4 protein-coding genes and 1 pseudogene are annotated in these 5,190 nt (G+C 72.9%); all 5 read left to right on the plus strand.

Going from position 1 to position 5,190, the window contains the following annotated elements; all coding sequences use genetic code 11:
- Positions 1 to 724 (plus strand): annotated as a pseudogene (locus IH13_RS0132915) (dihydroxyacetone kinase); the annotation flags it as partial.
- Between the two features lie 48 nt (positions 725 to 772).
- The gene (gene recG, locus IH13_RS0132920) at positions 773 to 3,037 is read left to right on the plus strand and encodes an ATP-dependent DNA helicase RecG (RefSeq protein ID WP_031090247.1); all 2,265 of its coding nucleotides are present in this window, start codon (positions 773 to 775) and stop codon (positions 3,035 to 3,037) included.
- 93 nt (positions 3,038 to 3,130) lie between these two features.
- Positions 3,131 to 3,715 (plus strand): 16S rRNA (guanine(966)-N(2))-methyltransferase RsmD, encoded by a 585-nt coding sequence (gene rsmD, locus IH13_RS0132925; protein ID WP_031090251.1) that lies wholly within the window; start codon positions 3,131 to 3,133, stop codon positions 3,713 to 3,715.
- 26 nt (positions 3,716 to 3,741) lie between these two features.
- On the plus strand, positions 3,742 to 4,221 hold the full coding sequence (gene coaD, locus IH13_RS0132930; protein WP_199814924.1) for a pantetheine-phosphate adenylyltransferase: 480 nt from the start codon (positions 3,742 to 3,744) through the stop codon (positions 4,219 to 4,221).
- A gap of 98 nt (positions 4,222 to 4,319) precedes the next feature.
- A partial coding sequence (locus IH13_RS39170; RefSeq protein WP_031090254.1) for a hypothetical protein occupies positions 4,320 to 5,190 on the plus strand: 871 nt, incomplete at its 3' end.

Here is a 5,190-nt window from a genome sequence, read left to right on the forward strand (position 1 = left end):
CCCCCACCGCATCCGGATCACCCACTTCGCGGCCGACCGGGTCCGGGCGGACCGCGAACCGGCCCAGCGCGGAGTCGTCGCGGTCGTCCCCGGCGACGGACTCGTCGGCCTGTGCGCGGAGGCCGGGGCGACCACCGTCCTCGCCCGCCCCGGCGAACCGCCCGCCAGCGGTGAGCTGGTCGACGCGATCCGCCGGGCGCACGCCCGCGAGGTGGTCCTGCTGCCCAACGACGCCGGACTGCGCCACACCGCCGCGGCCGCGGCGGAACAGGCCCGGACCGAGGGCGTACGCGTCGCCCTGATCCCCACCCGGGCCGCCGTCCAGGGCATCGCCGCCCTCGCCGTCCACGAACCCGAGCGCAGCTTCGACGAGGACGTGGTGGCGATGACCGCCGCGGCCGGCGCCACCCGGTACGCCGAACTCGCCGTCGCCGAGAGGCAGTCGTGGACCACCGCCGGCGTCTGCCAGGCGGGCGACGTCCTCGGCCTCATCGACGGCGACGTCGCCGTCATCGGCGAGGACCTCACCGGCACCGCCCGCACCGTCCTGGACCGGATGCTGTCGGCGGGCGGTGAACTCGTCACCCTGGTACTCGGCGAGGAGGCGTCGGACACCCTGGCCGAGGTGCTGGAGGACCACGTCCGCGAGAGGCACCTCGCCGTCGACACCGTGGTCTACCGGGGCGGCCCCCGGACGGCACCCCTGCTGATCGGCGTGGAGTGAGCGGTTCCGGCGGAGCCGTCACGGCGGTTGTCGGTGCCGTGGTGTGCAATGGAGCACGTGTCTGCGTTCGATGAACCACTGAAGAAGCTGCTCGGCGGACCCACCGCGAAGGTGATGGCGGAACACCTCGACCTGCACACGGTCGGTGACCTCCTGCACCACTACCCGCGACGGTACGAGGAGCGGGGCCGCCTCACGGCGCTCACCGACCTCCCGCTGGACGAGCACGTGACGGTCGTCGCCCAGGTCGCCGACGCCCGGGTCATGACGTTCAACGGCGGTCGCGGCAGACGCCTGGAGGTCACCGTGACCGACGGCAGCGGACGCCTCCAGCTCGTCTTCTTCGGACACGGCGTCCACAAGCCGCACAAGGAGCTGCTGCCGGGCCGCCGGGCGATGTTCGCGGGCAAGGTCTCCGTCTTCAACCGCAGGCTCCAGCTCGCCCACCCCACCTACCAGCTCCTTGACACCCAGGCCGAGGACGAGGCGACCGAGGCCGTCGACGCCTTCGCCGGACAGCTGCTGCCGATCTACCCCGCCTGCAAGCAGCTCGACTCCTGGCGGATCGCCAAGGCCGTGGACACCGTCCTGCCCGGCGCCCGGGAGGCCGTCGACCCGCTGCCCGCCTCCCTGCGGGAAGGACGCGGGTTCGTCCCCCTCCCCGAGGCGCTGCTGAAGATCCACCGCCCGCAGACGAAGGCCGACGTCGCCGCCGCGCGGGAACGGCTGCGGTGGGACGAGGCCTTCGTCCTCCAGGTCGCCCTCGCCCGCCGCCGCTTCGCCGACACCCAGCTCCCCGCCGTCGCGCGCCGGCCCGTGCCCGACGGGCTGCTCGACGCCTTCGACGCCGTACTGCCCTTCACCCTCACCGAGGGCCAGCGGAAAGTCACCGGCGAGATCTTCGGCGACCTGGCCACCGACCACCCCATGCACCGGCTGCTCCAGGGCGAAGTGGGCTCCGGCAAGACCCTGGTCGCCCTGCGCGCCATGCTCCGCGTCGTCGACGCGGGCGGCCAGGCGGCGATGCTCGCCCCCACCGAGGTCCTCGCCCAGCAGCACCACCGCTCGGTCACCGAGATGATGGGGGAGCTGGCCGAGAACTGGGGGCTGTGGCGCGAAGCGCCTCTCGACGAGGGGCGGCGGTCGGGCGACGGGCGGGCGCTCGGCGGCTCGGGCCGGGGCACCAAGGTGGTGCTGCTCACCGGCTCCATGGGCACCGCGGCCCGCCGCCAGGCGCTGCTCGACCTGGTCACCGGCGAGGCCGGGATCGTCATCGGCACCCACGCGCTGATCGAGGACAAGGTCAAGTTCCACGACCTCGGCCTCGTCGTCGTCGACGAGCAGCACCGCTTCGGTGTGGAGCAGCGCGACGCCCTGCGCTCCAAGGGGAAGCAGCCGCCGCACCTGCTCGTCATGACCGCCACCCCCATCCCCCGCACGGTCGCGATGACCGTCTTCGGCGACCTGGAGACCTCCGTCCTGGACCAGCTCCCGGCCGGCCGCTCGCCCATCGCCAGCCACGTCGTCCCCGCCAAGGACAAGCCCCACTTCCTCGACCGCGCCTGGGAACGCGTCCGCGAGGAGGTCGCCGGCGGCCACCAGGCGTACGTCGTCTGCCCCCGCATCGGTGACGACGCCGACGAGGCCGCCGAGAAGAAGGGCAAGAAGCGGAGCGACCCCGCCGACGACGCCGAGAAGCGCCCGCCGCTCGCCGTGCTGGACATCGCCGAGCAGCTCTCCGAGGGCCCGCTCGGCGGTCTGCGGATCGAGGTGCTGCACGGCAGGATGCCCCCCGACGACAAGGACGGCGTCATGCGCCGGTTCGCCGCCGGCGAGGTCGACGTACTGGTCGCCACGACGGTCATCGAGGTCGGGGTGAACGTCCCCAACGCCACCGCCATGGTGATCATGGACGCCGACCGCTTCGGCGTCTCCCAGCTGCACCAGCTGCGCGGACGCGTCGGGCGCGGATCGGCCCCCGGGCTGTGCCTGCTCGTCAGCGAGGCCCACGAGGCGAGCCCCGCCCGGGCCAGGCTCTCCGCGGTGGCCGCCACCCTCGACGGCTTCGAGCTCTCCCGGATCGACCTCGAACAGCGCCGCGAGGGCGATGTCCTCGGCCAGGCCCAGTCCGGGGTCCGCTCCTCGCTGCGGGTGCTCAGCGTCATCGACGACGAGGAGGTCATCGGGGCGGCCCGCGAGGAGGCCGTCCGGGTCGTCGCCGCCGACCCCGGCCTGGAACGGCTGCCGGAGCTGCGCACCGCCCTGGACGCCCTCCTGGACAAGGACCGCGAGGAGTACCTCGACAAGGGGTGACCGGGGCCCCGGCCACCCCGACGCCATATCGTGGGAGCACGGCACGCGTCCCACCCCTGCGTGCCGCCCGCGACCCCCGAGGACCAGACACCCATGACCCGCGTGATCGCAGGCGTGGCCGGCGGACGCCGCCTGGCCGTCCCGCCCGGCACCGGCACCCGCCCCACCTCCGACCGGGCGCGCGAAGGCCTCTTCTCGACCTGGGAAGCACTCCTGGGCACCCTCGACGGCATCCGCGTCGCCGATCTGTACGCGGGCTCCGGCGCCGTGGGACTCGAGGCGCTCTCCCGGGGAGCCGCCCACGTCCTGCTCGTCGAGGCCGACGCCAAGGCCGCGCGCACCGTCCGGGAGAACGTCCGCGCCCTCGGGCTGCCGGGCGCCGAGGTGCGGACGGGCAAAGCGGAACAGACCGTGGCGCAACCGGCGTCCTCGGCCCCCTACGACGCGGTCTTCCTCGATCCGCCGTACGCCGTCACCGATGTCGATCTCCGGGAGATCCTGCTCACACTCCGTGCTCAGGGGTGGCTCACGGGCGATGCCCTCGTCACCGTGGAACGGAGCACCAGAGGCGGAGAATTCAGCTGGCCCGAGGGATTCGGGCCGCTGCGGGCCCGCCGCTACGGCGAGGCGACGTTTTGGTACGGTCGCGCCGCCTCTACGTGCGAAGACGCACGATGACCGCACCGGAGAGCGAGGGAAACACGTTGCGCCGCGCCGTCTGCCCCGGGTCGTTCGACCCCATCACCAACGGACATCTCGACATCATCGGCCGAGCCTCGAAGCTGTACGACGTCGTGCACGTCGCCGTGATGATCAACCAGTCCAAGAAAGGGCTGTTCACGGTGGACGAGCGGATCGACCTGATCCGCGAGGTGACCGCCGACTTCGGCAACGTCCAGGTCGAGTCCTTCCACGGTCTGCTGGTCGACTTCTGCAAGCAGCGCGACATCCCGGCGATCGTGAAGGGCCTGCGGGCCGTCAGCGACTTCGACTACGAGCTGCAGATGGCCCAGATGAACAACGGGCTCTCCGGGGTCGAGACGCTCTTCGTGCCGACCAACCCGACGTACAGCTTCCTGTCGTCCTCCCTGGTCAAGGAGGTCGCCACCTGGGGCGGCGACGTGTCGCACCTGCTGCCGCCGGCCGTCCACCAGGCCCTCGTGGACCGCATCGGCCGCGCCTGAGGCGCTGACGCCCCGTCACCCGGTGTCGGACGGGAGGCTCCTGGCCGTACAGTCGGTCCCGTCCGTCTCCAACAGCAGCAGAGAGTGGCGAGCACACGGTGGACGTGCAGAAGAAGCTCGACGAGATCGTCGAAACGGTCGGGAACGCCCGCTCCATGCCCATGTCGGCTTCCTGCGTGGTCAACCGCGCCGAGCTGCTCGCGATGCTCCAAGAGGTACGGGACGCCCTGCCCAACTCCCTCGCGCACGCCGAGGAGGTCCTCGGCGGCCGCGAGCAGGTCGTGGAGCAGGCCCGGCAGGAGGCCGAGCGGATCATCGAGTCCGCCCGCGCCGAGCGGGGATCGCTGATCGCCGACACCGAGATCGCCCGCCGCTCCCAGGCCGAGGCCGACCGCATCCTGACGGAGGCCCGCCGGGAGGCCGAGGAGGTCCGCGGCGAGGCCGACGAGTACGTCGACAGCAAGCTCGCCAACTTCGAGGTCGTCCTCACGAAGACGCTCGGGTCCGTCGACCGGGGCCGGGAGAAGCTCCTGGGCCGCGGCGAGGGCCTCGACGCGCAGGGGTACGAGGACCCGGACTACGCCGAGGCGCCCGAGCGCAGCGGCGACCCCGAGACCCTCAGGCAGCGCGCGGACGCATACGTCGACGCCAAGTTCGGCGCCTTCGAGGCCGTGCTCGCCAAGACCCTGGAGGCCGTCGGCCGCGGCCGGCAGAAGCTCCACGGCCGGGTCGCCACCGACGAGCTCGGCGCGCACATGGCGGCCCAGGACGCGGCGGGCGGCGCGCTGCACACCAGCGACGAGGACCACTGGGCCGGCCTCGCCGAGATCGCCGCCCCGCAGCCGCAGCAGCCCGCTTACGCGGAGCCCGCGCACCAGGACTACGCGCCGGCGGCCGACTACCAGGACCCCGCGCAGCAGGGCTTCCCGGCCCAGGCCCCGCCGGAGCCGCAGTACGCGCAGACCTACG

Source organism: Streptomyces sp. NRRL WC-3549 (genome assembly GCF_000721935.1).
Classification (GTDB): Bacteria; Actinomycetota; Actinomycetes; order Streptomycetales; family Streptomycetaceae; genus Streptomyces.

Excerpts from the sequence above, each read along its gene's own strand:
- rsmD (WP_031090251.1), top strand. The coding sequence starts at position 3,131 with ATGACCCGCGTGATCGCAGGCGTGGCCGGCGGACGCCGCCTGGCCGTC.
- recG (WP_031090247.1), top strand. The coding sequence starts at position 773 with ATGGAGCACGTGTCTGCGTTCGATGAACCACTGAAGAAGCTGCTCGGC.